The following is a 22480-nucleotide window of genomic DNA, read 5'->3' as shown; positions in this document are numbered from 1 at the left end:
ACTCAGAGCCCGTACGCCTCCAGCAGCCGCAGCCACACCTCGCTGATCGTCGGGAACGACGGCACCGCGTGCCACAGCCGGTCCAGCGGCACCTCGCCGACGATCGCGATCGTCGCCGAATGCAGCAGCTCTGAGACGTCCTGGCCGACGAACGTCACACCCAAGAGCACGTTCCGCTCGGTGTCGACGACCATCCGCGCCTTGCCGGTGTAGCCGTCCGCGTGCAGGGACGATCCCGCCACCGCGATGTCGATGTCGACGACCCGGTCGGCCGACCCCGGCCGCGCGTCCGCCAGGCCGACCGCCGCCACCTCCGGGTCGGTGAACACCACCTGCGGTACCGCGTGGTGGTCGGCCGTCGCGGTGAACCGGCTCCACGGCTCCGTCGAGACCGGCTTTCCCACGGCCAGCGCCGCCACCGTGTCGCCCGCCGCGCGGGCGCCGTACTTGCCCTGGTGGGTCAGCGGTGCCCGGCCGGTGACGTCGCCGGCCGCGAACAGCCAGCCACCGTCCACTGCGGACACGCGGCCGGTGTCGTCCACCTCCAGCGGCCGTCCGGGCTCGATGCCGAAGCGCTCGAGCCCGGCGGTCGCGGGACGGCGGCCGGTCGCGACCAGGAACTCGTCGACGACGACCGTCGAACCGTCCTTCAGCGTCAGCGACGTCCCGGAGTCCCCGGCGGCGACCTGCGAAACCCCCGAGTCCGTGTGCACCTCGACGCCGGCGTCGCGCAGCCCCTGCAGCACGAGGTCACCCGCGAACGACGCGTTGCGCGGCAGCGGCCGCGGACCGCTGATGACCAGGTGGACCTCCGAGCCGAGCGACGCGAACGCCTGCGCCATCTCGACGCCGACCACGCCGCCGCCGAGGACGCCGAGGCGCGGCGGCGCCGAGGAGGCCGACGTCGCTTCCCGCGAACCCCACGGCCGGATCGTGTCCAGCCCCGGGATCGACGGCGTGCTCGGCACGCTGCCGGTGCAGACGATCACCGCGTGCCGCGCGGTCAGCACGCGGTCACCGCCGACCGTCACCTCCCGCTCACCGGTGATCTCGCCGTGCCCGCGGATCGGCTCGATGCCGGCGCCGCGCGCCCAGTCGACCTGTCCCGAATCGTCACCCTTGCCGGTGAACCAGTCACGGCGTGCGAAGACCGCCGCCGGGTCGATCCGGTCGCCGACCGGCACGCCGGGCACGCGCTTCGCGGCGGCGAGGAGGTTTCCGGGCCGCAGCAACGCCTTGCTCGGGATGCAGGCCCAGTAGGAGCACTCACCGCCGAAGCGTTCGTGCTCGACGAGGGCGACCTTCAGGCCTCCGCGGGCCGCCCGTTCGGCGGCCACCTCCCCCACCGGACCGGCACCGATCACCACTACGTCAAAAGTCTCTGCAGCCATGTCTTCAGCGCACACCACTACGCGGGATCACGCAAGCCAGCGGCTATCCTCCGTCAGGAAGCTGCAAGTTTTCGGCGGCACCGGGTGCCGTCGGTCCCGGTGCGCGCGAACACATCACACGTTCGAGCACGGGAGGTTTGTCGTGGCCAAGAACACGGCGGTGCAGGTGCTGGATGATCTGACCGGCGAGCCCGCGGCGGAGACCGTCGGGTTCGGCCTGGACGGCATCGACTACGACATCGACCTCTCCTTCGCCAACGCCGACACCCTCCGCGTGCTGTTGCAGCGCTACGCCGACGCCGGGCGCCGCACCGGCGGCCGCAAGAACCGCCCGCGGCTCGTCCCCGGCGCGAAGAAGGCGCCCGCCGCGAAGGCCGCGCCCGCCAAGACCGCGAGAGCCGCCTCGGGCAAGGCCGCTGCCACCAAGACGGTGCCCGCAAAGGCGGCGCCTGCGAAGACTGCGCCTGCGAAAACTGCGCCCGCCAAGGCTGCGCCGACGAAAACCGCGTCCACCAGGACTGCGCGCACCAACGCGAAGACCACCACGACCAAGGCGACCCGCGCGAAGGCCGAGCCCGCGCAGCCCGCCCGCGCCAAGAAGGCCGCGGAAACCAAGAGCACCAGGGAAGCCGCGCGCAAGGTGCCGACCGTCACGTTCTCGGCGGCCGAGTGAGTCCACAGAGGACTCAAGCGGCGCGCTGGGCGCCGTCGGCGTGCCAGAGGGGGTAGCGGTAGCGGGTGTGCAGCAACGCCCGCTGCCGCGCCAGCTCGGCCGCGGACGGCGGCCGGGGCACGAGCGTTCCGAGCCGCTGCGACGCCGCCGCCCGCACGGCCGCCTCGACCGCCGGAAACCCGGGCCGCAGGCCGTGCTCGGCCAGCGACGCCACCGGGCTGCGGTGCGAGTCGAACGGCCGCGGGTCCGGCGGCGCGCTGGTCAGGTAGCGGCCGACGAGCCCGGCCGACGTCTCGACCAGCAGCGTCGAATGCGCCAGCAGGCCGGTCTTCGTGCGGAACACGGCGAACCCGCAGAGCTTCGCGTCCCCGACGAACAGCCCGCGGTCGCCGAGCCGCGGCACCAGCCCGAGCTGGTCGACGGCGGCGCTCATCACCTGGCCGAGCGCCTCCAGCGGCCGGTCCGCCGGGCCCGGCAGGACGAGGGTGACGTTCAGGTTGCCCGGGTCGTGGAACACCGTGCCGCCGCCGCTGGCCCGCCGCAGCACCGGGACGCCGTCGCGCTCGCACTCCGCCACGCGCACCTCGCGGGCGATTCGCTGCCCGCGCCCCACCACGACGCAAACCGGGTTGCGCCAGAGCCACAGCACCGGTGACTCGGGCGCAACCCGGAGGAGCGCTTCGTCGAACGCGAGATTCTCGGCCGGATCCGTGAACGCCGCACGAACATCCGACCCGGTCGTCATAACGCCTTGAGTTCCTCCACGATCTCGCCCACCGACGACTTGGCGTCCCCGAAGAGCATGCTGGTCTTCGGATCGTAGAACAGGTCGTTGTCGATGCCGGCGAAGCCCGAGCTCATCCCGCGTTTCAGGACGATCACGGACCGGCTCTCGTTGACCTTGAGGATCGGCATCCCGTAGATCGGCGAGCTCGGGTCGGTCTGCGCGGCCGGGTTCGTGACGTCGTTCGCGCCGATCACCAGCGCGACGTCGGTCTGGGCGAACTCGGAGTTGATCTCGTCCATCTCCTTGAGCTGCTCGTACGGCACGTCGGCCTCGGCGAGCAGCACGTTCATGTGCCCGGGCATCCGGCCGGCGACCGGGTGGATCGCGTACGCGACCGTGATGCCCTTCTTCTCCAGCAGCTTCGCCATCTCGCGGACGGTGTGCTGCGCCTGCGCCACGGCCATGCCGTACCCGGGCACGACCACGACCTTGCTGGCGTAGGCCATCTGGATCGCCGTGTCGGCCGCGCTGGTCGAGCGCACCGGGCGGGCTTCCTTCGCCGCGCCGCCGGCCGCGACCGCCGGGCCGCCGCCGAAGCCGCCCGCGACGATCGCCGGGATGGACCGGTTCATCGCCTTGGCCATCAGGTTGGTCAGGATCGAGCCGGACGCGCCGACGATCATGCCCGCGACGATCAGCGCCGTGTTGTCCAGCGCCAGGCCCATCGCCGCGGCCGAGAGGCCGGTGAACGCGTTGAGCAGGGAGATCACGACCGGCATGTCCGCGCCGCCGATCGGCAGCACGACGGTGAGGCCGAGGACGCCCGCCGCGACGAGCAGCCCGATGATCAGCAGCTCGTTGTCGCCGCCGGTGATGATGAGCACCGCGCACACGACCGCGACCGCCAGGAGCAGCAGGTTCACCGGCTGCTGCAGCTTGCCGAGGGTGATCGGGCGCCCGCTGATCAGCTCCTGGAGCTTGCCGAACGCGACGTTCGAGCCCCAGAACGAGATCGACCCGATGATCGCGGCGAACAGCGACGCGATGGCGATGTACAGCGGCTCGTGCGCGTAGCCGTCGGTGGAGTTGAACTCGACCCAGGCGATGAGCGCGACCGCGCCGCCGCCGACGCCGTTGAACAAGGCCACCATCTGCGGCATCGCGGTCATCTTGACCTTGCGCGCCGACGGGACGCCGACGACCACGCCGATCCCGACGCCGAGGGCGATGAGCAGCCAGTTGCCCATCCCCGGGGTGAGCAGCGTGGCGACGACGGCGATGCCCATGCCGACCGCGGCGATCCAGTTGCCGCGGACGGCGGTGCGCGGGCCGGTGAGGCCCATCAGGCCGTAGATGAAGAGGGCGAACGCGATGATGTAGAGGATCGCGATGAAGTCGGTCACTTCGTCTCCTCCTCATCGGCCGGAGCGGGCTTCTTCGCCTTGAACATCGACAGCATCCGGTCGGTGACCAGGAAGCCGCCGACGACGTTGATCGTGCCGAAGGCGATGGCGATCACCAGCAGGATCTTGTTGAAGACGCCGTCGACGCCGAGGCCGAGCACGACCAGCCCGCCCAGCAGCACGATGCCGTGGATGGCGTTCGTGCCGGACATCAGCGGCGTGTGCAGGGTGTTGGGCACCTTCGAGATGACGGCGAAGCCGACGAACCCGGCGAGCACCAGCACCGCCAGGTTCTGCACCAACGGACTCACGACGCGCTCCCTTCGCGCCCGGCCACGCAGGCACCGGCGACGATTTCGTCCTCGAAGTTCAGCTCCAGCGCGCCTTCCTTCGTCACGAGCAGCTCCAGCAGCTCGACGACGTTGCGCGCGTACAGTTCGCTGGCGTGCGAAGGCATTTCGGCGGGCAGGTTCAGCGGGGAGGAGATGGTGACGTCGTGCTCCACGACGTCCTCGCCCGGCTTGGTCAGCTCGCAGTTGCCGCCGGTCTCGCCGGCGAGGTCGACCACGACCGACCCGGCCGGCATGCCCTTGACGGCGTCCGCGGTGACCAGCGTCGGCGCCTTGCGGCCCGGCACCAGCGCGGTGGTGATCACGACGTCGAACTTCGTGATGGCTTCGGTGAGCCGCCGCTGCTGTTCCTCGCGCTCCTCGGGCGTCAGCTCGCGGGCGTACCCGCCTTCGCCGACCGCTTCGATGCCGAGGTCGAGGAACTGCGCGCCGAGCGACTTGACCTGCTCGGCGACCTCGGGCCGGACGTCGTAGCCCGTGGTCTGCGCGCCGAGCCGTTTCGCCGTGGCCAGCGCCTGCAGGCCGGCCACGCCGGCGCCGAGCACCAGCACCTTGGCCGGCGGGACGGTGCCGGCCGCGGTGGTGAGCATCGGGAAGAACCGCGGGAGCTTCTGCGCGGCGAGCAGCACCGCGCGATATCCGCCGATGCTGGCCTGCGACGAGAGCGCGTCCATCGCCTGCGCCCGGGAAATCCGCGGAATCGCCTCCATCGCGAAGGCGCGTATGCCTGCTTCTTCGAGTGTCGCGAGCCCGTCCGGATTGCCGCGCGGATCGAGGAAACCGACGAGCACGGCGCCCCGGCTCAGTTTCGCGACTTCCCCCGGCGATGGCGGGTCGACCTTCACGACGATCGGGGCGCCCCAGGCGTCGCCGAGTTCGGCGCCCGCTTGGGTGTACGCGTCGTCACTCAGGTGCGCACCGGCCCCGGCACCCGGCTCGACGACCACGCGCAGCCCGCGCTGCACGAGCCGCCCGACCAGCTTGGGCACCAGGGCGACCCGCCGCTCCCCGGGGCGTGATTCGGCCACCACACCCACGGTGAGCTGCTGACTCTGTTCGCTGTCGGTCACACGACCTCCTCATCGGCGAGGCACGATCCGTGGGTTGTACCACGCCGGACCGACAGTCCCCAGTGACGTGAGTCGCAAGTCTCGCGGTTGTGCCAGAAGATACGAGTGCCGGGCGGGAACCGGTCAGCTGCTTTTCCAGTGCGGGACGCCGAGCAGCACCAGACGCAGCCGTTTTTCCGCCGTTCCGGTGATTTTCGCGTCTTCACCCGGGCGGGCTTCCAGCAGTTCGACAATGGTCGTCAGCATCACGGAAACGATCAAGTCGGCGAGCATGTGCAGGTCTTCGGTGCTCCATTCGCGCAGCTTCGGGAACCGGGCGAGGTCGATCGCGAGGTCGCCGGAGAACAGGCGCAGTTCGACGCCGATCGCCTCGGCGAGCGGGCCGCCGGCGTACCGCTCGCGGGTCAGGAACCGGAAGTGGTCCTCGTGCGCCCGGACGAATTCGCGCAGCGTCGTCACCGACGCGCTGATCATCCCCTGGTAGGAGTCCCGGTCCGCGCGGGCGGAGCGGATCATGCCGCGCAGCGTGCGGGTCGCCGCTTCGACGAGGGCGACGCCGAGGTCCTCCATCGAGGCGAAGTGCCGGTAGAAGGCCGTCGGGACGAGGCCGGCGCCCTTCGCGACCTCGCGCAGGGAGAGCGTGGCGAACGGCCGATCGGCCAGCAGGTCCAGTGCGGTGTCCAGCAACGCCTGGCGGGTGCGCAGTTTGCGCTCCTGGCGGCTCACCGGCGTCAGTGGTTCGGACACGGGGTCCAGGGTACGGATGTCCACCGCGTTGCTCACGTCACATCCTCGGGGTCTCGCGTTGACAGCGTGTCCACTCCTGCAGTGCACTATTGAGTGTACAGTCGTTCACTGTAATCGAGGAGGACCCGATGACGGCGCTCATCCCCCGGCGGGTGCGCGGCCTCGCCTCGCTGGCCGAGGCGCTGCTGACGCCGCACGGGATGGACCGGTACCTGGAGCTCGTCGACCCGATGCTGGTCCGCCGCGAGATCCGCGGGCTGGTCACGGCGGTGCGCAAGCAGACACCCGACACCGTCACCCTCACCGTCAAGCCCAGCCGCGCGTGGCCCGGCTTCACCGCCGGCCAGTACGTCCGCGTGCAGGTGGAGATCGACGGCGTCCGGCGCACGCGCTGCTATTCGCCGTGCGGTTCGCAGTACGACGGCGAACTGGAGTTCACAGTCAAGGAACAGGGCCTGGTCTCCGGCCACCTGAACCGCGCGATCGGCGTCGGCTCGGTCGTGAACCTGTCCACTCCGGACGGCACGTTCACGCTGCCCGCGGCGCGCCCGGACCGCGTCCTGCTGATCGCGGGCGGCAGCGGTATCACGCCGGTGCTCGCCATGGTCCGCACGCTGGTCGCGGAGGGCCACCCGGGCGAGATCGTGTTCGTGCAGTACTCGAACGGGCCGGCGGACGCGCTGTACCGCACCGAACTGGCCGAGCTCGCCGCCCGGCACCCCGGGCTGCGGGTCGTGCACGCCCACACCCACGAGAAGGGCGGCGACCTCACCGGGTTCTTCACGCTCGCGCACCTGGAGCGGGTCGCGCCGTGGTTCCGCGACGCGGAGACGTTCGTCTGCGGCCCGAAGCCGCTGATGGACGCGGTCCGCGAAGAGTTGGGTGAACGTGTGCACACCGAAGAGTTCACGCCGCCGGCGTTGACCTTCGACACGGCGGACGCGGAAGGCCGGGTGCGGTTCAAGCGCAGCGGCCGCGAATGCGCCAACTCGGGGAAGCCGTTGCTGGAGCAGGCCGAGGAGGCCGGGCTTTCGCCGGAGCACGGCTGCCGGATGGGCATCTGCTTCTCCTGCACCCAGCTGAAGACCGCCGGGCGCGTCCGCAACGCGCGCACCGGCGAGGTTTCCGGCGACGAAGACGAAGAAATCCAGCTCTGCATCTCCGTCCCGGTCGGGGACGTCGAGATCGACGCTTAGAGGAGATTGTCATGACCGGTCTGCAGGACCGCCTGACCCCGGCACAGGTCGAGGAGTTCGGCCGCGAGCTCGACGCGCTGCGGCAGCGGATCGTCGACGACCTGGGCCAGGAGGACGTCGACTACATCCACAACGTCATCAAGACCCAGCGCGGCCTCGAGGTCGCCGGGCGCGCGCTGCTGTTCGCCGGGTTCTTCCCGCCCGCGTGGCTGGCCGGCGTCGGCGCGCTGTCGCTGGCCAAGATCCTCGACAACATGGAGATCGGCCACAACGTGATGCACGGCCAGTACGACTGGACGCGCGACCCGGCGCTGAGCTCCCAGCGGTTCGAGTGGGACACGGTGGCGCCGGCGGAGAACTGGCGGCACTCGCACAACTACATCCACCACACGTACACGAACATCGTCGACAAGGACCGCGACGTCGGCTACGGCATCCTGCGGATGGACACCGCTCAGAAGTGGCACCCGTACTACCTGGGCAACCCGGTGTACGCGACGCTGCTGGCGATCTTCTTCCAGTGGGGCGTGATGCTGCACGACCTCGAGGTCGAGAACGTCGTCAAGGGCGAGCGGTCGTGGGCCGACAACGTGCCGGTGCTGCGGAAGATCGTGCGGAAGGCATCCCGGCAGGTCGGCAAGGACTACGTGCTGTTCCCGCTGCTGACGGGCCCGCTGGCGCCGCTGACGTTCCTCGGCAACGCGACGGCGAACCTGACCCGCAACCTGTGGGCGTTCGCGATCATCTTCTGCGGCCACTTCCCGGCGGACGTCGAGAGCTTCACCGAGGAGGAGACGGCTTCGGAATCGCGGGGCCAGTGGTACCTGCGCCAGATCCTGGGTTCGGCGAACATCTCGGGCGGCCCGCTGTTCCACATCCTGAGCGGCAACCTGTCCCACCAGATCGAGCACCACCTGTTCCCGGACATCCCGGCGCGCCGGTACCCGCAGATCGCGGAAGAGGTGCGCGCGATCTGCGAGAAGTACGGCCTGCCGTACCACACGGGCCCGCTGCGCAAGCAGCTCTGGTCGGTGGCGAAGAAGATCGTGAAGCTGGCCCTGCCCGTCCCGCCGTCCCCGGCTACCGTGGAACCCGACCGGCAGCTCCGAGCAGCGTGAGGGTGACATGGTGGGCCAGTTCGAGCGGGAGAAGGACACCCTGCAGGTGATCACCGAATCAGCGGCAACGCACGTCGGCAACATAGCGTCGATCATCACGGGCGCGGTCCGCGACATCGCGCGTGAGACGGGTGAGTGGCTCACCGACGTGATCGAGATGCGCGAGGCGGCCCAGCGGGCCCGAGAGGACGACCCCGACACGGCGTGAGCAGCGTTCCGGGCGAGTCGTCCACACCCTCCCGGGATTGTGGACGGCTCGCCCGACGCGGCCGGCGGCGGTCCGGAACTGTCGGTGCCCGCCGGTAGCGTGGAAGACGGGGGCGCCCCCGCGGCCGAACCCGGGGGAAAACCGGATGGGCCCGCCCACCGCCCCGCGCGAAACTGGACCCGTGACCAGCCCCCACCCGCTCCGCCGCATCCTGGGTCCCGTCTCCGCGCGGGACTTCTGCGCCGAATACCTCTGGCTGTGCCTCGCCGGCCCGCTCACCGCGTTCTCGCTCTTCACCTTCCTCGCCGTCGTCGCTCTCGGCCTGTGGCTGACCCCCGTGCTGCTCGGGTTCCTCGTCCTCGCCGGGGCCGTCTTCTACGCCCGCGGGCTCGGCGCCGCCCACCGCCGGCTCGCGCAGGCCCTGCTCGGCGTCAGCGTGCCCGCTCCCGGGCGGCCCGAACTCAAGCCCGGGCTGTGGAGCTGGGTGAAGGCCCGCGTCGGCGACGCCGCGGGCTGGCGCGCCGCCGGGTACCTCCTCCTGCGCCTTCCCCTCACCTTCGCCGGGGTGGCCACCGTCGTCAGCGGGACCCTCTACGGCCTCGCCGCCGGCACCTTCGGCCTCTTCTGGTTCCCGCTGGGCGCACGGGCACTGCCGACCTTCGGCATCCGCGCCGAACACTGGGCCGGTGCGCTGGCCTGGTCGGCGTCCGGGCTGCTGGTGCTCGTGGTGCTCCCGTGGGTGACGCACGCCTTCGTCGCCCTCGACCGGCTGCTGGTCGTCGGGTTGCTCGGCGAACGCGAGCTCTCCGAACGCGTGCGTGACCTCGAGGCGAGCCGGGCGACGGCGGTCGAGGACGCCGCCCTGCGGCTGCGGCGGATCGAACGCGACCTCCACGACGGTGCGCAGGCCCAGCTCGTCGCGCTGGCCATGAAGCTCGGGCTGGCCAAGGACGAACTCGCCGGCGCCGACCTCCCGCAGGTCAAGCAGCTGGTCACCGCCGCGCACGCCAACGCCAAGCAGGCGCTGACCGAGCTGCGCGACCTCGCCCGCGGCATCCACCCGGCCGCGCTGGACGCCGGGTTGGACGTCGCCCTCGCCACGCTCGTCGCCACGTCCGGGATCGACGCGGGGGTCGCGGTGGACCTGCCGCGCCGCCCGCCGCCGTCGCTGGAGACCATCGTCTACTTCAGCGCCGCCGAGCTGCTCACGAACGCCGCGAAGCACGGCGGGACGACGCTGGTCGAAGTCACCGAGGAACAGAACGTCCTGCGGCTGCGGGTGCGCGACACCGGCCCCGGCGGCGCGCGGCTCGTGCCGGGCGGCGGGCTGGCCGGGGTGGCCGAACGGCTGCGGACGGTCGACGGCGAACTCCTCCTCAGCAGCCCGCCGGGCGGTCCGACCGAAGTGACCGCGCAGGTGCCGCTGCCCCGCTAGGGTCGCGGGATGCGGATCGTCATCGCGGAGGACTCCACCATCCTGCGGCACGGGCTCGTGGAGCTGCTGACCTTCCGCGGCCACGAGGTCGTCGCCGCGGTGAAGGACGCCGACGCGCTGCGCGAAGCGGTCGACGGCCACCGCCCGGACGTGTCCATTGTGGACATCAGAATGCCGCCGACGCACACCGACGAAGGCCTGCGGGCGGCGATCTCGCTGCGCCGCGAGGTGCCGGGCTGCGCGATCCTGCTGTTCTCCCAGTACGTCGAGACGAAGTACGCCGCCCAGCTGCTGGCCGACCGCGCGGGCGGCGTCGGCTACCTGCTCAAGGACCGCGTCGCCGAGGTTTCGGACTTCCTCGACGCGCTGCGCCGGGTCGCGGACGGCGAAACGGTCCTCGACCCCGAAGTCGTGAGCCAGCTGTTCTCGGCCACCCGCCGGACCGACGCGCTCGGCGGCCTCACCCCGCGGGAACGCGAAGTGCTGGGCCTGATGGCGCAGGGCCGCTCGAACTCCGCGATCGCGGCGGAGCTGTTCCTCTCGCCCGGCTCGGTGGAGAAGTACGTGACATCGATCTTCGGCAAGCTCGGCCTGCCACCGTCCGAAGGGGACAATCGCCGCGTGCTCGCGGTGCTGCGCTACCTGGATTCCTGAGCCTAGGCTAAGGCTCATGTACTCCACCGAGATCGAGGTCCGCACCGGCTCCGAAGCCGTCGTCCACGACCTCACCCACGAAGCCGAAGCCTTCCTGCGCGACGCCGACGCCACCGACGGGCTGCTGCACGTCTGGGTTCCGCACGCCACCGCCGGGCTGGCCGTCCTGGAGACCGGCGCCGGCAGCGACGAGGACCTGCTGACCGCCCTCGACGAGCTGCTCCCCCGCGACGGCCGCTGGCGGCACCGGCACGGGAGCCCGGGTCACGGCCGTGACCACGTGCTCCCGGCGCTGGTGCCGCCCTACGCGACGATCCCGGTGCTCGGCGGCGTCCTCGCCCTGGGCACCTGGCAGTCGATCTGCCTAGTGGACACCAACCTCGACAACCCCGTCCGCAAGGTGCGGTTCAGCCTCCTGGCGGGTTGAGCGGGCCGGCCACAGCGCCACCACCAGGCCCGCGGCCAGCAGGGCGCCGAGCACCCACAGCGCGGTCGTCACGTCGGGCGCGTCCGGCACGCCCTGCAGCAGGCTGCGCAGGCCTTCGGTCGAGAACCGGAACGGCGTCCACGACCACAGCAGCGCGCGGTAGGCCGGGTTCAGCAGCTCCGGCACCTGCCCGGCCACCGCGGGCGCGACCAGGTACAGCGGCGCGAGCACGGCCATCGCGCGCAGGCCCAGCAGGCGCAACAGCGCGGCCTGCACGGCCGCGAACGCCGTCGCGGCGAGGAAGACGAAGCCGAGCACGCCCGCGGTCAGCGGCAGCGTCGAGTCCCACAGGGCGAAGAACCCGGCCACGACCGCGGTGATGAGCACGCCGGCCCCGGTGACCTGCAGCAACCGCGCGCCGGCCCCGATCGGACGGCCCGTCCGCTTCGCGAGCTGGGTCAGCGCGAGGCCCGCGACGAGCGCACCGATCCACGCCAGCGCGCTCGCGGCCAGCGGCGCGACCCGGCCCGCGAGCCCCGCCGGGTGCCGGACCTCCTGCTTCGGCGGGCCGGCCAGCGCGGTCGCCGCGCCGGTCAGCGCCTGCTGCGCGACCTGGGTGCCCGCCGGGTTGACCGCGCCCGACGTGACGACCGTCGCGGCCGGTCCGGGCGCGAGTTCGAGCACGCCGTAGACCTTCTTGTCCTCCAGCAGCTGCCGCGCTTCGGCCGGGGTCGCGACGGTCCAGGCGAGCTGGCCACCGCCGTGGGCGGCGAGGCGCTGGGCGATCTCCGGCGGGCCGGCGACGGCGACCGGGACGCCGTCGGGCGCGACGGTGGCCTGGGCGCCGAAGGTGAGGAATCCGAGCACCACCGCCACCAGCGCGCCGGCCACGGCGGCGACCAGGGCGAGGGCCCCTGCGGGACGGGTCATCACTGCCTCCACTTATTCGTCATTCGTTGAATTACGCTCAAGGTACGACCCGGCCGCCCGGAAGTCAACGCGCGTTGAATAGCGCTCCCGGTAGCCTCGGTCCCGTGACGAAGAAGCGGCTGGTGCTCTGGGACATCGACCACACGCTCGTGGACTTCACCGAACTGGGCTCGACCTGGTACGGCACCGCGTTCACGGCCGCCACCGGGGCGACCCTGCAGGTCCGCCCGGTGTTCGGCGGGCGCACGGAACGCGCGACGACCACCGACCTGCTCACCGCGAACGGCTTCGAGGCCGCCGAGGAGACGATCGAGGCGCTGTTCGAGGCCCTGGTGGCGGAGTCCGAACGCCACCGGCACACCTTCCCGGAGACGGCGCGCGCGCTGCCCGGCGCGGCCGAGGCGCTGAGCTCGTTCGCCGCCGACGGCGACGTCGTCCAGACGCTCGTCACCGGCAACCTGCCGGAGATCTCCCGGCACAAGCTCGCCGCGTTCGGTCTCGACGAGCACCTCGACCTGGAGATCGGCGGCTACGGCACGCTCTCGGTGCACCGCCCGGACCTGGTCCCGCACGCGGTCAAGCTCGCCGCGGCCAAGCACGGCACCGAGTTCGGCGCCGACGCGGTGGTCGTCATCGGCGACACGCCGAACGACGTCCGGGCGGCCGTGGAGAACGGTGCGGTGTCCGTCGCCGTGGCCACCGGGCACTACTCCGCCGAGGAGCTCGCGGCCGAGGGCGCGCACACCGTGCTGCCCGACCTGACCGACACCGACGCGGTCCGGCGGGCCGTCCTCGGCTGAAAGTCGTCCTTCGGAGGGGGACATCCCTCAGCCGAAAGGAGGATTCCCCTAGGGGAAAAGTCGTTCCCTTGCCCGATGTCCGCGGCGACGGAACTCGACAGACTCTTCCCATGACTGACGCAGGGGCGGCGGACGGGTCCGCCGGAGGGGGCCGCATCCGGAACACGGTTGCGGTGTTGAGACAGCGGCTGCCGTTCACCAGCGGCGTCACGCTCGCGATGCTGGTGCTGGCCGTCGCGACCGGGGCGCTGTGGAACGCCGCCGAGGACCGCGCGGCCTACCCGTTCGTCGCCTACGGGCTGCCGTCGCTGGAGGCGGGCCGCTGGTGGACCATGTTCACCGGGCCGTTCTTCGCCGTCATCCCGTGGTACTACCTCCCGATGGTCGGCAGCTTCGCGCTCTTCGCCGGCTTCGCCGAGTGGAAGCTCGGGACGCGGCGCGCGATGGCCGTGACCATCGGCGGCCAGCTGGTCTCGGTGCTCGTGGCGACGCAGTTCCTCGCGCTGTCGCGCAACTCCGGCTGGCTGTGGGCCGAGCGGGTCGCGGGCAGCCTCGACGTCGGGTTCTCCGGCGGCGCGCTCGCCGCGGTGGCGATCGCCAGCGCGACGCTGCGGCCGCCGTGGGCGCTGCGGCTGCGGGCCGGGCTGTGCGTGTACGCCGGCGTCGCGATCGTCTACGTCGGCACGCTGGCCGACCTCGTGCACTTCTTCGCGCTGCTGCTGGCGCTCCCGCTCGGCAAACGCCTGGTGGGCACCCGCCGGGTGGGCGCCCAGGCGGCCCCGAACCTCCGGGAGTGGCGCGTGCTGGCCGTGGCCGGCCTGCTGCTGCTCACCATCGCCGAGATCGTGATGTTCCTGGTGCCCGGCGACGGCCCGTTCGGTTCCGACGACGGCGTTTCGCTGTCCGCGCCGGAGCTCGCCGTGCTGGTCCTCATGGTGGTGCCGATGCTCAACGGGCTGCGCAAGGGCAGCCGCGTCGCGTGGCGCTGGGCCGTCGTGCTCTCGGCGTTCGTGACGGTGCAGGGGCTCGCCGTCGCGACGCTGCTCGGGGTGGCCGACGTCTTCGGCGGCGACTACGACACGGCCGGCCTGCCGCTGTTCTTCGTGGACAATCTCCTGTGGACGGTCGAGCTGGCCGTGCTGATCGCCGCGCGGCACGCCTTCCGGGTGCCTTCGCGACGCCGGCTGCGGCGGCACGCCCAGGGGCCCGGGCCGTCGCTGGCCCGCAGCCTGCTCGGGCGCCACGGCGGCAGCACGTTGTCGTGGATGACGACGTGGCCGCGCAACACCTACTTCGTCCGCGCGGACGGCCGCTCCTACCTCGCCTACCGCCGCCACGCCGGGGTCGCGGTCGCGCTCGGCGACCCGATCGCCCCGGACGGCACCGCGGCGGCCACGGTCACCGAGTTCGCCGCGATGTGCGAGAACTCCGGCCTGGTGCCGTGCGTGTTCTCGGCGACGGAAGCCACCGTCGCGGCGACGCGCGAGCTGGGCTGGCAGCACGTCCAGGTGGCCGAGGACAACGTGCTCGACCTCGACGGCCTCGAGTTCCGCGGCAAGGCGTGGCAGGACGTCCGCTCGGCGCTGAACAAGGCGGCCAAGCAGGACATCGAGTTCCGGCTCGTCCGGCTGGCCGACCAGCCGGAGCCGATCCTGGCCCAGGTCCGGGCGCTGTCGGAGGAGTGGATGTCCGGCAAGGCGATGCCGGAGATGGGCTTCACCCTCGGCGGTCTCGACGAGGCGATGGACCCGGCGACCCGGGTCGGCCTGGCGGTCGACGCGGAGGGCACGGTCCACGGCGTGACGTCGTGGCTGCCGGTCCACACGGGCGCGGGCAAGGTCGGCGGCTGGACGCTGGACGTCATGCGCCGCAGCGCCCACGGCTTCCGCCCGGTGATGGAGTTCCTCATCGCGTCGGCGTGCCTGGCGTTCCGCGAGGAGGGCGCGCGGTTCGTCTCGCTGTCGGGTGCGCCGCTGGCCCGCAGCGGCACCGGGTTCTCCGCGCGGCCGGTCGACCGGGCGCTGGAGTCGCTGGGCCGCGTGATGGAGCCGTACTACGGATTCCGTTCCCTGCACGCGTTCAAGGCGAAGTTCCAGCCGCGGCACGTGCCGCTGTACCTGGCTTTCCGCGACGAAGCCGATCTTCCGCGGATCGGGCTGGCCCTGAGCCGGGCGTACCTGCCGGACGTGCGGCTGCGGCAGCTGGCGAAGCTGGTCAGTAGCTCTCGGGCACGCTGATCCGCTGTGGGAAGCGGATGTTCCGCCTGCTGACGACGTTCTGGTCCTTCGGGATCAGGCGGCCGTCGGTCAGGCGGAGCCAGTGGCCGTTCCGCGAGTCGGTGAAGGCGAGCATCACCCCCGGTGTCATCTCCGGGCGCCGCCACTGCTCGCGGATCGGCATCCGCCACTTCCCGGGCGGCAGAACGGCGTAGAGGTATTCGTCGTCCTCGATCTCCGGCCCGCGGTGCAGGGTGGACCCGGTCATCGGCAGCTGGTGCACGAGGTCGAAGGAAACGACGACGTGGTTGACCGCTTCGGCGTTCGCGTTGGAGACGATCATGTAGCCCTGGTCACCGGTGTATTCGATCCACGCGGTGACCTTCGCCGCTTGTTCCTGCCGTTCGCGCAGGTCGCGCTCCCGCCGGTCTTCGCGCGCGAGGCGGCCGTCGCGGATCGCGATCCACAGCGCGACCACGACGGCCGCGATCGTGCCGATGCCTCCGGCCCACTGTCCCGACGCACCCCACCAGTCCGGGTCACGTGGCCGGACGAGCCAGCTCCCGGCCTTCGCCAGCAACGGCCCGAGAACCAGCACGAACTCGGCCACGGCCAGCACCCCGAACGCGGCGGCCCGCACGCGGCCGAGCCGTCTTCCCTCGTCCCCGCTCATGCACCGCAGCCTGCCGAATCCCGGCGCCGGGCGGAAGACTGTCCGCCGGACGTGCAAAGCCGCCCGCGCTAGCGGTTCGTCGGCGCGGCGAAGCGGTAGCTGCGCACGATCCGCTCCAGGTCCTCCCGCGTCGACGACCCGTCGCTCGCGTACGCCACCACCACGCCGGACGTCCCGGAGTTCCCGCCGAACGCCAGCGCCGCCACCAGCGCGTGCCGGGGCACGCACTCCCCCGGCTCGGCCGGAGTCACCTCGGCGACCACGACCCGGGCGGCCACTGCGGTGCCGTCGGCCCGGCGAACCTGCGCGTCCGAACCCGGACCGGCCTGAAGTGATCCGCCGTAGGCGCCCGTTGCCACGTCCGTTGCCGCCTTGCGCGCGGCCGCGTCGAGGTCGGCCAATGGCTCGGTCGCGACGCCCGCGCCGCCCCGGTGCGCCTGGCCGCAGTCGCCCAGGAACGCGCTGCTCACCAGCCTGATCCCGGCCCAGCCGTGCTGGGTGCCGGGCGCCGGCTGCCAGTTCGGCGGGACGTCGTAGGCGTACGAGCCGTCGCCGCCCGCCACGGACTGCCAGCCCGCGGCCGCCGCCGGGACCGCGGCTCGCGGCGAAGGCGTCCCCACCGGCGGCGGCGAGGACGACGCCGGGTGCTGTTTGCCTGCCCCCAGCGCGTTCAGCACGCCGGCGACCAGGGCGACGAGCGCCAGGCCGAACCACGGCGCCCGCCGCCACTTCAGCGGCTTCGCCCTCGGCCGGATCCGTTTCGGCCGCGCGCGCGGCGCGGCGTCCTCGTCCCCCGGCGTCACGTCTTCGGAACGCCGGCTCATCAGCCTCGGACGAGCTTGACCAGGTGCTCGACGACGGCGTCGACCGCGATCTCCTCGCGTTCGCCCGAGCGCCGGTCCTTGACCTCGACGACGCCGTTGGCCAGGCCGCGCCCGACGACCAGGATGGTCGGCACGCCGAGCAGCTCCGCGTCGGCGAACTTGACGCCCGGCGTCGCCTTGCGGTCGTCGAGGATGACCTCGATGCCCGCCGCGTCGAGGTCGGCGGCGATCTTCTCCGCGCCGGCCGCGATCGTCTCGTCCTTGCCCGCGATGACGATGTGCACGTCGAACGGCGAGACCACGCGCGGCCAGATCAGGCCGAGGTCGTCGTGGTTCTGCTCGGCGAGCACGCCGACCAGCCGCGAGACGCCGACGCCGTAGGACCCCATCGTGATCCGGATCGGCTTCGAGTCGGGGCCGAGCGCGTCGACCTCGAAGGCGTCGGTGTACTTCCGGCCGAGCTGGAAGATGTGCCCGATCTCGATGCCGCGCGCGGCGACGAGGGTGCCGTGCCCGTCCGGCGACGCGTCGCCTTCGCGGACCTCGGCGGCCTCGATGGTGCCGTCCGGGGTGAAGTCGCGCCCGGCCAGCAGGTCGACGACGTGGTGGTCGACCTTGTCGGCCCCGGTGACCCAGGCGGTGCCGGGGACGATCCGCGGGTCGGCGAGGTAGCGCACGCCGTTGTCCTGCAGCGCCTTCGGGCCGATGTAGCCCTTGACGAGGAACGGGTTCTTCGCGAAGTCGGCCTCGTCGAGCAGCGCGACCTCGGCCGGCTCCAGCGCCGCCTCGAGGCGCTTCATGTCCACTTCGCGGTCACCCGGGACCGCGACGCAGACCAGCTCCCACTCGGCCGCGCCGGGCCGGCGCGTCTTGAGCATGACGTTCTTCAGCGTGTCCGCGGCGGTGAACGTGCGGCCCAGGCCGGCGTCGTTGAGGAAGTTGACCAGCGACTCGATGGTCGGCGTGTTCGGCGTGTGGTGCACCTGCGCCTCGGGGCGGCCCTCGACGGGCTGCGCGGGCGGCGCGGGCGTGACGACGGCTTCGACGTTCGCCGCGTACCCGGATTCGGTGCTGCGGACGTAGGTGTCCTCACCCGTCTCGGCGACGGCGAGGAACTCCTCGGACGCGGAGCCGCCCATGGCACCGGACGTCGCCTTGACGACGACGTACTCGAGGCCGAGGCGGTCGAACAGCTTCACGTAGGCGTCGCGGTGGGCCTGGTAGGAGCGCGCGAGGCCCTCGTCGTCGAGGTCGAAGGAGTAGGAGTCCTTCATGACGAACTCGCGCCCGCGCAGGATGCCGGCGCGGGGGCGGGCTTCGTCGCGGTACTTGGTCTGGATCTGGTAGAGCGTGACGGGGTAGTCGCGGTACGAGCTGTACTCGCCCTTGACGGTGAGGGCGAAGAGCTCCTCGTGGGTGGGGCCGAGGAGGTAGTCGGCGCCCTTGCGGTCCTTGAGGCGGAAGAGGCCGTCGCCGTACTCGGTCCAGCGGCCGGTGGCCTCGTAGGGCTCCTTCGGCAGCAGCGCGGGGAACTGGATCTCCTGCGCACCGATGGCGTTCATCTCTTCGCGCACGACGGCCTCGATGCGCCGCAGGACGCGCAGGCCGAGCGGCAGCCAGGAGTACCCGCCCGGGGCGACCCGGCGGACGTAGCCGGCGCGTACCAGGAGCCGGTGGCTCGGTACCTCGGCGTCCGCCGGATCCTCGCGCAAGGTGCGAAGGAACAACGACGAAGTCCTGGTGATCACGGCGGGGCTCCCTGCTCCGGGCGGGTGTGAAAGTCCCGCTCAGGGTAGTCAATCCCCCGGCCGTGACTCCAACGGGTTACTCGCGGCCGGTTTTTGTCGGTGGTGGCCGCTAGCTTGGCGGGCATGGCAATCCGGATGGGCATGATCACGATCGACTGCGCGAACCCCCGAGGTCTGGCGGAGTTCTGGACGGCGGCACTGGGCACGGAGGTGGCCCAGGACTACGAGGGCGAGTTCCTGATCCTCGCCCCGGCCGGCGGCGGCTTGCCGCTGGCCCTGCAGCGGGTCCCGGAGCCGAGAGCGGGCAAGAACCGCGTCCACGTGGACTTCGGGACGGACAACCGGGCGGAAGAGGTGCGGCGGCTGGTGGGGCTGGGCGCGAAGGAGGTGGAGGAGCACGAGGTGCCGGGCCTGGCGTGGACGGTGCTGGTGGACCCGGAGGGGAACGAGTTCTGCGTGTCGGCGCAGGCGCAGTGACGCGGTAGGTCCGGCCGGGCGGGGGTGGGCCGGGCAGGAGGTGGCGGCGGGGGCGGGTGGGCGGGGAGGGGGAGGGGGAGGGAAAAGGGGAGAGACAGAGGAGCCGAGCGGGAGGTACGTGTCGAGGTGCCCGCGCGCCGGGCGCACCCACCCGCGCCCGGCATTCCTGGCGCACCCGCACGCCTCACACGCGCCCGCGCCCGGCATGCCTAGCGCACCCCCACGCCTCACACGCGCCCACGCCCGGCGCGCCCACGCCCGCGCGCCCTTCGCGCCCGAGCCCACCTGCGCCGTTTCCGTTGCCCCGCAGCGATTTCCTCTGCCTCCGCCCCACCCCTCCCCTTGATCGTCCATCCGGCTCAACCCCTCCACACCCACCTCCCGACTACTGGCCACCCGCCAACGCCACCCGCTAGCATCGGCCCGACCAGGAACGGGGAGGGTCCTCGGTGCGGGGTGACCGCGGCTTTCCCGTTCGCGCCCGAAAGTCCGAAAGCCGATTCACAGGGGGATCCATGCCGCCCGTCAAGGGTGTCTTCGCCGTGCCCGGAAAAGCCGTGGCGCTCGCCGCCGCCGGTCTGCTGATCGCCGCCCTTCCCGCTGCCGCCGTCACCGGGGGTGCTCCCGCTGACGAGGGGGCCTACGCCTTCGCCACCAAGATCGAGGTCGGCGGCGTCCACGGCTGCAGCGGTGCCCTCGTCGCGCCGCAGTGGGTCGTCACCGCCGCGAGCTGCTTCCCCGAAAACGCCGCGCAGGCCGGTCCGCCGAAGCTCGCCACCAAGGCCGTCGTCGGGCAGCGGGGCACCGCCGGCACCGAACGGGCCGTCGTCGACCTGCTCTTCCGCGCCGATCGTGACCTCGCGCTCGCCAAGCTGGCCGCGCCCGTCACCGGCGTCACGCCCGTCGCCATCGGTACCGCCGCGCCCGCCCAGAACGAGTCGCTGCGCATCGCCGGCTACGGGCGGACCGCCACCGAATGGGTGCCCGACAAACTCCACACTGCCCCCGTTTCCGTGCAGAGCGTCACCGCCACCACCCTCGCCGTCCTCGGGGATCCGGCGGCCGCCACCACCTGCCATGGCGACGCCGGCGGCCCGCTCCTGCGCGAACACGACGGCGTCGCCGAGCTCGCCGGCCTCCACCACTCCTCGTGGCAGGCCGGCTGCCTCGGCTCGAACGAAACCCGCCAGGGCACCGTCGAGACCCGCGTCGACGACATCGCCGCCTGGATCGGCCTCCGCCTCCGCGGCGACGCCTACACCGCGCTGCCCACCGCCCAGCGCGTGCTCGACACCCGCACCGAAACCGGCGGTCACCAGAAGCCCGTCGCCGCGGGCGAATCCGTCTCCGTCGCCATCCCGGGCCTGCCGGCCGGTGCGAGCGCCGTCGCGGTCAGCCTGGTCGGCACCGGTGGCACCGCGAGCACCTTCCTGACCGCCTACGGCGATGCCCTGCCCACGACGTCCAACGTGAACGTCAGCGCCGGCCGCACCGCCGCCGGCATGGCCGTGGTCCCGGTCGGCCCGGACGGCCGGATCAAGGTCCGCAACAACGCCGGCGACATCGACGTCCTCGTCGACTACCTCGGCTACTACAGCGCCTCCGGCGAGTCGACCTACCAGCCGAAGGACCGGCCCGACCTGGTGCTCGACACCCGCTCCTCGCTCGGCGGCCACCCGGGCAGGCTGGCCCCGGGCGAGGTCGTGACCGTGCCGGTCCGCGGCGTGGCGGGCGTCCCCGCCGACGCCGTCGCCGTGGCCGTCAACCTCACCGGCACCGAAAGCGACTCCGACACGTTCTTCAGCGTCTTCGCGCAGGGCTCCCCCGGGCCGTCGACGCTGAACATCGTGCCGAACGAGCACCGCGCGGCCCAGTCGCTGGTGCGGATCGGCGACGACGGCGCCATCCGCATCTTCCTCCACCACGGCCAGAGCCACGTCCTGCTGTCGGTGGCGGGCTCGTTCGTCCCCGGCGACGCGGGCAGCCGGTACGCGGCGCTGACCACGCCCACCCGCCTGCTCGACACCCGCGACGGCACGCCGGCGCCGCTCGGCCCGGGCGGGATCGTCACGGTGCCGGCCACCGGCCTGCCGTCCGGGGCGACGGCCGTGGCGCTGAACCTCACCGGCGTGCAGCCGAGCGCCTCGACGTTCCTGGCCGCCTGGTCGCACGACCTGCCCTACAGCGACGTCCCCTCGACCGTGAACGTCATGGCGGGCGAGAACACCTCCAACGCCGCGACGGTCCGCCTCGGCTCGGGAGCGCGCTTCGACGTCCGCAACTCCGCGGGCTCGACGCACCTGGTCGTGGACCTGCAGGGCTACTACACGCGGTAGCGGGTAGAAAGGCGGCATGAGCGCTCGCGTACTGCTGCCGTGGACCGACATCGACGTGCCGGAGGGGCTCGGCGCCGCGTATTACGACGGCGTCGAGGCCCCTCCGGCCGATCTCGGGGACGTCGAGTTCTACGTGCTGCCCTACGACCGCGGGCCGGAGCCGCCGAAGCTGATCGAGCAGCTGCCGTCGCTGCGGGTGGTGCAGTCGCTGTCGGCGGGCGTCGAGACGCTCGTGCCGCTGCTGCCCGACGGCGTCCGGCTCGCCAACGGGCGCGGGCTGCACGACCTGAGCGTCGCCGAGCACGCACTGGCGCTGATCCACGCGGCGCAGCGCGACCTGCCGCGCTGGTTCGCGCAGCAGGCGCGCGGCGAGTGGACGCGCGAGCACACGCGGTCGCTGGCCGACAGCCGGGTGCTCCTCGTCGGCTACGGCTCGATCGGGCGGACCGTCGAACGTCAGCTCGTCGCCGCCGAGGCCGTGGTGACGCGGGTGGCGAGCCGCCCCCGTCCCGGCGAGGACGTCCACGGCGTCGCCGAGCTGCCCGAGCTGTTGCCCCAGGCCGACATCGTCGTGCTGGTCCTGCCGGACACCCCGGCGACGCGCGGCCTCATCGGCCCGGACGAGCTCGCCGCGCTCCCCGACGACGCCCTGGTGATCAACGTCGGCCGCGGCACGGCGATCGACACCGAAGCGCTCCTCGCCGAGACCCGCACCGGGCGGCTGCGCGCCGGCCTCGACGTCGTGGACCCGGAACCGCTGCCCGCCGACCATCCACTGTGGACGGTGCCGGGCGTGGTCATCACCCCGCACATCGCGGGTGGGTCGGCATCGTTCTACCCGCGCGCGAAGAAGCTCGCGGCGGAGCAGTTGCGCAGGTACGCGCGGGGCGAGGAGCTGCTCAACCTCGTAGTGAGCTGACGGCGGCGGCCCACGCGGCGCGCGAGACGGTCAGTTCACCGTGCTCCCGGGCCTTCGTGTCCCGGATGCCGACCGAACGGTCGAGCTTCACCTCGACGCAGTTGGATTGACCGCCGCTGTAACTCGACTTGCGCCAGACCATGTTCTTCACGCCGAGG

The 22480-nt window shown here is 72.2% G+C and carries 23 protein-coding genes; 12 read left to right on the top strand and 11 right to left on the bottom strand.

The features are described 5' to 3' along the window. Positions 1 to 2: 2 nt before the first annotated feature. Positions 3 to 1391 carry a dihydrolipoyl dehydrogenase family protein gene (locus tag ACLJPY_RS40440; protein WP_410596242.1) on the bottom strand — a complete coding sequence of 463 codons (1389 nt, stop codon included), beginning with the start codon at positions 1389 to 1391 and terminating at the stop codon, positions 3 to 5. A 142-nt stretch (positions 1392 to 1533) separates the two neighbouring features. Here ACLJPY_RS40440 and ACLJPY_RS40435 point away from each other — a divergent pair, with 142 nt between their 5' ends. Then, the gene (locus tag ACLJPY_RS40435; protein ID WP_410596241.1) at positions 1534 to 2064 is read left to right on the top strand and encodes a histone-like nucleoid-structuring protein Lsr2; all 531 of its coding nucleotides are present in this window, start codon (positions 1534 to 1536) and stop codon (positions 2062 to 2064) included. A gap of 13 nt (positions 2065 to 2077) precedes the next feature. On the opposite strand, the gene ACLJPY_RS40430 is transcribed toward ACLJPY_RS40435, so the two are convergent. From ACLJPY_RS40430 to ACLJPY_RS40410, 5 genes are all read right to left on the bottom strand, one after another. After that, positions 2078 to 2809, bottom strand: coding sequence for a lipoate--protein ligase family protein (locus ACLJPY_RS40430; RefSeq protein WP_410596240.1), 732 nt, complete (start codon positions 2807 to 2809; stop codon positions 2078 to 2080). Then, positions 2806 to 4194 carry an NAD(P)(+) transhydrogenase (Re/Si-specific) subunit beta gene (locus tag ACLJPY_RS40425; RefSeq protein WP_410596239.1) on the bottom strand — a complete coding sequence of 463 codons (1389 nt, stop codon included), beginning with the start codon at positions 4192 to 4194 and terminating at the stop codon, positions 2806 to 2808. Before ACLJPY_RS40425 ends, ACLJPY_RS40430 begins: the two co-directional genes overlap by 4 nt. Beyond that, a complete protein-coding gene (locus tag ACLJPY_RS40420) occupies positions 4191 to 4496 on the bottom strand; it encodes an NAD(P) transhydrogenase subunit alpha (RefSeq protein WP_033261827.1) in 306 nt (101 codons plus the stop codon). Before ACLJPY_RS40420 ends, ACLJPY_RS40425 begins: the two co-directional genes overlap by 4 nt. A gap of 5 nt (positions 4497 to 4501) precedes the next feature. Beyond that, positions 4502 to 5614: a Re/Si-specific NAD(P)(+) transhydrogenase subunit alpha gene (locus tag ACLJPY_RS40415; protein ID WP_410596238.1), complete on the bottom strand. Its 1113-nt coding sequence runs from the start codon at positions 5612 to 5614 to the stop codon at positions 4502 to 4504. Positions 5615 to 5737: 123 nt separating this feature from the next. Then, positions 5738 to 6397 carry a TetR family transcriptional regulator gene (locus ACLJPY_RS40410; RefSeq protein WP_410596237.1) on the bottom strand — a complete coding sequence of 220 codons (660 nt, stop codon included), beginning with the start codon at positions 6395 to 6397 and terminating at the stop codon, positions 5738 to 5740. 92 nt (positions 6398 to 6489) lie between these two features. Here ACLJPY_RS40410 and ACLJPY_RS40405 point away from each other — a divergent pair, with 92 nt between their 5' ends. From ACLJPY_RS40405 to ACLJPY_RS40380, 6 genes are all read left to right on the top strand, one after another. Next, entirely contained in the window at positions 6490 to 7557 is a 1068-nt protein-coding gene (locus tag ACLJPY_RS40405) for a ferredoxin reductase (protein ID WP_410596236.1), read from the top strand. A gap of 11 nt (positions 7558 to 7568) precedes the next feature. Further along, entirely contained in the window at positions 7569 to 8675 is a 1107-nt protein-coding gene (locus ACLJPY_RS40400) for a fatty acid desaturase family protein (protein WP_410596235.1), read from the top strand. Between the two features lie 7 nt (positions 8676 to 8682). Then, positions 8683 to 8883, top strand: coding sequence for a hypothetical protein (locus ACLJPY_RS40395; RefSeq protein ID WP_410596234.1), 201 nt, complete (start codon positions 8683 to 8685; stop codon positions 8881 to 8883). Positions 8884 to 9028: 145 nt separating this feature from the next. Beyond that, positions 9029 to 10318 carry a sensor histidine kinase gene (locus tag ACLJPY_RS40390; protein ID WP_410596233.1) on the top strand — a complete coding sequence of 430 codons (1290 nt, stop codon included), beginning with the start codon at positions 9029 to 9031 and terminating at the stop codon, positions 10316 to 10318. A gap of 9 nt (positions 10319 to 10327) precedes the next feature. After that, the gene (locus tag ACLJPY_RS40385) at positions 10328 to 10972 is read left to right on the top strand and encodes a response regulator transcription factor (RefSeq protein ID WP_410596232.1); all 645 of its coding nucleotides are present in this window, start codon (positions 10328 to 10330) and stop codon (positions 10970 to 10972) included. Between the two features lie 16 nt (positions 10973 to 10988). Then, positions 10989 to 11399, top strand: a complete 411-nt coding sequence (locus ACLJPY_RS40380; protein WP_310974331.1) for a secondary thiamine-phosphate synthase enzyme YjbQ — start codon at positions 10989 to 10991, stop codon at positions 11397 to 11399. On the opposite strand, the gene ACLJPY_RS40375 is transcribed toward ACLJPY_RS40380, so the two are convergent. Then, entirely contained in the window at positions 11337 to 12329 is a 993-nt protein-coding gene (locus ACLJPY_RS40375; protein ID WP_410596231.1) for an ABC transporter permease, read from the bottom strand. The two genes, ACLJPY_RS40380 and ACLJPY_RS40375, sit on opposite strands and share 63 nt — an antisense overlap. 104 nt (positions 12330 to 12433) lie before the next feature. Here ACLJPY_RS40375 and ACLJPY_RS40370 point away from each other — a divergent pair, with 104 nt between their 5' ends. Both ACLJPY_RS40370 and ACLJPY_RS40365 read left to right on the top strand, forming a co-directional pair. Beyond that, complete coding sequence (locus ACLJPY_RS40370) at positions 12434 to 13129, top strand: HAD family hydrolase (RefSeq protein WP_410596230.1); 696 nt, start codon at positions 12434 to 12436, stop codon at positions 13127 to 13129. 110 nt (positions 13130 to 13239) lie between these two features. Beyond that, positions 13240 to 15366, top strand: coding sequence for a bifunctional lysylphosphatidylglycerol flippase/synthetase MprF (locus tag ACLJPY_RS40365; RefSeq protein ID WP_410596229.1), 2127 nt, complete (start codon positions 13240 to 13242; stop codon positions 15364 to 15366). Here the strand turns inward: ACLJPY_RS40365 and ACLJPY_RS40360 are convergent. The 3 genes from ACLJPY_RS40360 to ACLJPY_RS40350 form a co-directional block, all read right to left on the bottom strand. After that, positions 15344 to 16018 (bottom strand): hypothetical protein, encoded by a 675-nt coding sequence (locus tag ACLJPY_RS40360; protein WP_410596228.1) that lies wholly within the window; start codon positions 16016 to 16018, stop codon positions 15344 to 15346. The two genes, ACLJPY_RS40365 and ACLJPY_RS40360, sit on opposite strands and share 23 nt — an antisense overlap. Positions 16019 to 16086: 68 nt before the next feature. Continuing rightward, entirely contained in the window at positions 16087 to 16842 is a 756-nt protein-coding gene (locus ACLJPY_RS40355) for a hypothetical protein (RefSeq protein WP_410596227.1), read from the bottom strand. Then, a complete protein-coding gene (locus tag ACLJPY_RS40350; protein WP_410596226.1) occupies positions 16842 to 18590 on the bottom strand; it encodes a proline--tRNA ligase in 1749 nt (582 codons plus the stop codon). Before ACLJPY_RS40350 ends, ACLJPY_RS40355 begins: the two co-directional genes overlap by 1 nt. Positions 18591 to 18713: 123 nt before the next feature. Between ACLJPY_RS40350 and ACLJPY_RS40345 the strand changes: the two genes are divergently transcribed. From ACLJPY_RS40345 to ACLJPY_RS40335, 3 genes are all read left to right on the top strand, one after another. Further along, the gene (locus tag ACLJPY_RS40345) at positions 18714 to 19067 is read left to right on the top strand and encodes a VOC family protein (RefSeq protein WP_410596225.1); all 354 of its coding nucleotides are present in this window, start codon (positions 18714 to 18716) and stop codon (positions 19065 to 19067) included. A gap of 515 nt (positions 19068 to 19582) precedes the next feature. Continuing rightward, the gene (locus ACLJPY_RS40340; protein ID WP_410596224.1) at positions 19583 to 21403 is read left to right on the top strand and encodes a S1 family peptidase; all 1821 of its coding nucleotides are present in this window, start codon (positions 19583 to 19585) and stop codon (positions 21401 to 21403) included. Between the two features lie 16 nt (positions 21404 to 21419). Next, positions 21420 to 22322 carry a 2-hydroxyacid dehydrogenase gene (locus ACLJPY_RS40335; RefSeq protein ID WP_410596223.1) on the top strand — a complete coding sequence of 301 codons (903 nt, stop codon included), beginning with the start codon at positions 21420 to 21422 and terminating at the stop codon, positions 22320 to 22322. Here the strand turns inward: ACLJPY_RS40335 and ACLJPY_RS40330 are convergent. Beyond that, the gene (locus ACLJPY_RS40330) at positions 22303 to 22464 is read right to left on the bottom strand and encodes a DUF397 domain-containing protein (protein ID WP_410596302.1); all 162 of its coding nucleotides are present in this window, start codon (positions 22462 to 22464) and stop codon (positions 22303 to 22305) included. The genes ACLJPY_RS40335 and ACLJPY_RS40330 overlap by 20 nt on opposite strands. Positions 22465 to 22480 lie beyond the last annotated feature (16 nt).

This window comes from Amycolatopsis sp. lyj-23 (assembly GCF_046549135.1).
Taxonomy (GTDB): Bacteria; Actinomycetota; Actinomycetes; order Mycobacteriales; family Pseudonocardiaceae; genus Amycolatopsis.
This window is presented reverse-complemented; position numbering and strand designations above follow the sequence as displayed.

Bases quoted from the DNA above. Each gene is read 5' to 3' on its own strand.
- ACLJPY_RS40335 (WP_410596223.1), top strand. From the start codon at position 21,420: ATGAGCGCTCGCGTACTGCTGCCGTGGACCGACATCGACGTGCCGGAG.
- ACLJPY_RS40355 (WP_410596227.1), bottom strand. From the start codon at position 16,842: ATGAGCCGGCGTTCCGAAGACGTGACGCCGGGGGACGAGGACGCCGCG.
- ACLJPY_RS40330 (WP_410596302.1), bottom strand. From the start codon at position 22,464: ATGGTCTGGCGCAAGTCGAGTTACAGCGGCGGTCAATCCAACTGCGTC.
- ACLJPY_RS40430 (WP_410596240.1), bottom strand. From the start codon at position 2,809: ATGACGACCGGGTCGGATGTTCGTGCGGCGTTCACGGATCCGGCCGAG.
- ACLJPY_RS40380 (WP_310974331.1), top strand. From the start codon at position 10,989: ATGTACTCCACCGAGATCGAGGTCCGCACCGGCTCCGAAGCCGTCGTC.
- ACLJPY_RS40440 (WP_410596242.1), bottom strand. From the start codon at position 1,391: ATGGCTGCAGAGACTTTTGACGTAGTGGTGATCGGTGCCGGTCCGGTG.
- ACLJPY_RS40395 (WP_410596234.1), top strand. From the start codon at position 8,683: ATGGTGGGCCAGTTCGAGCGGGAGAAGGACACCCTGCAGGTGATCACC.
- ACLJPY_RS40385 (WP_410596232.1), top strand. From the start codon at position 10,328: ATGCGGATCGTCATCGCGGAGGACTCCACCATCCTGCGGCACGGGCTC.
- ACLJPY_RS40345 (WP_410596225.1), top strand. From the start codon at position 18,714: ATGGCAATCCGGATGGGCATGATCACGATCGACTGCGCGAACCCCCGA.
- ACLJPY_RS40390 (WP_410596233.1), top strand. From the start codon at position 9,029: ATGGGCCCGCCCACCGCCCCGCGCGAAACTGGACCCGTGACCAGCCCC.
- ACLJPY_RS40365 (WP_410596229.1), top strand. From the start codon at position 13,240: ATGACTGACGCAGGGGCGGCGGACGGGTCCGCCGGAGGGGGCCGCATC.
- ACLJPY_RS40400 (WP_410596235.1), top strand. From the start codon at position 7,569: ATGACCGGTCTGCAGGACCGCCTGACCCCGGCACAGGTCGAGGAGTTC.
- ACLJPY_RS40375 (WP_410596231.1), bottom strand. From the start codon at position 12,329: ATGACCCGTCCCGCAGGGGCCCTCGCCCTGGTCGCCGCCGTGGCCGGC.
- ACLJPY_RS40405 (WP_410596236.1), top strand. From the start codon at position 6,490: ATGACGGCGCTCATCCCCCGGCGGGTGCGCGGCCTCGCCTCGCTGGCC.
- ACLJPY_RS40340 (WP_410596224.1), top strand. From the start codon at position 19,583: ATGCCGCCCGTCAAGGGTGTCTTCGCCGTGCCCGGAAAAGCCGTGGCG.
- ACLJPY_RS40360 (WP_410596228.1), bottom strand. From the start codon at position 16,018: ATGAGCGGGGACGAGGGAAGACGGCTCGGCCGCGTGCGGGCCGCCGCG.